Below are 1,138 nucleotides of genomic sequence, written 5' to 3'. Positions count from 1 at the left end.
CGCGCCGAAGCCGAGCGTGCGCAGGTTCAGGCGCGTGCCGAGGCAGAAGCCGAAGAGCGTCTCAACCAGGCGACGAGTGCCATGGCCGCAAGTCTTCGCCGCCTTGCCGCCGGCGACATGCTCTGCGAAATCGAGACGCCGCTTTCGGCCCAGTTCGAAACGGTGCGCGCCGACTTCAATACGTCCGTACGCCAGTTGCGCGAAGCCCTGGAGAGCGTTGGCGGCTCGGTTGCGACCGTGACCAGCGGTTCCAAGGAAATTTCCGACGCCTCCGACAATCTTGCCAAGCGCACCGAGCAGCAGGCAGCCTCGCTTGAGGAGACGGCTGCCGCTCTGGAACAGATCACCGCCAATGTCGTGGCAACCTCCAAGCGCACCAGCGAAGCCCGCGATGTGGTGCGTGATGCGCGATCCCGTGCCGATCAATCGGGATCTGTCGTGCGCAATGCGGTTACCGCCATGCAGCGCATCGAGGAATCCTCGCGCCAGATTTCCAACATCATCTCCGTCATTGACGAGATCGCCTTCCAGACGAACCTTCTGGCTCTGAATGCCGGCGTTGAGGCGGCACGTGCCGGTGAAGCGGGTAAGGGCTTTGCCGTGGTTGCCCAGGAAGTGCGCGAGCTTGCCCAGCGCTCTGCCAATGCCGCCAAGGAAATCAAGGGCCTGATCACCAATTCCACGGTTGCCGTTTCCGAAGGCGTGAAGCTGGTCAGCAATACCGGTGAAGGCCTTTCGGCCATTGAACAGCTGGTGCAGACCATCAACACGCATATGGATGCGATTGCGACAGCCGCGCATGAACAGTCTTCGGGCCTTGCGGAAGTCAACACCGCCGTCAACCATATGGACCAGGCCACGCAACAGAATGCGGCGATGGTCGAGGAAATGAACGCGGCCGGTGCTGGTCTTGCCCAGGAAAGCTACAAGCTGAGCGAGCTTCTGTCGCACTTCCAGCTCGGCGCTTCGACGCAACAGTTGCGCGGTGTTGCCAGCCAGATGCGGGCTCCCTTGCCAAGGTCACCGGCGGGGATGGCAGCTGCACCGCGTGCATCGGCACCGGCGACCCGTGCGCCGCAACTGCGCAGCCAGGGCAATGCTGCCGTGGCAAGCGCACAGGACTGGGAAGAGTTCTGAG

General features: G+C 62.7%; 1 protein-coding gene. It reads left to right on the top strand.

Annotated features, from left to right (window positions below; genetic code table 11):
* Nucleotides 1-1,137: methyl-accepting chemotaxis protein (locus E8M77_RS18480; RefSeq protein WP_246659320.1), on the top strand; the 1,137-nt coding region annotated here is incomplete at its 5' end.
* Nucleotide 1,138: the final 1 nt, after the last annotated feature.

It is taken from the genome of Rhizobium sp. FY34, from assembly GCF_005222845.1.
Classification (GTDB): domain Bacteria; phylum Pseudomonadota; class Alphaproteobacteria; order Rhizobiales; family Rhizobiaceae; genus Neorhizobium.
Note: the sequence above shows the minus strand (reverse complement) of the source record. Positions and strands in the feature narration are given on the sequence as shown.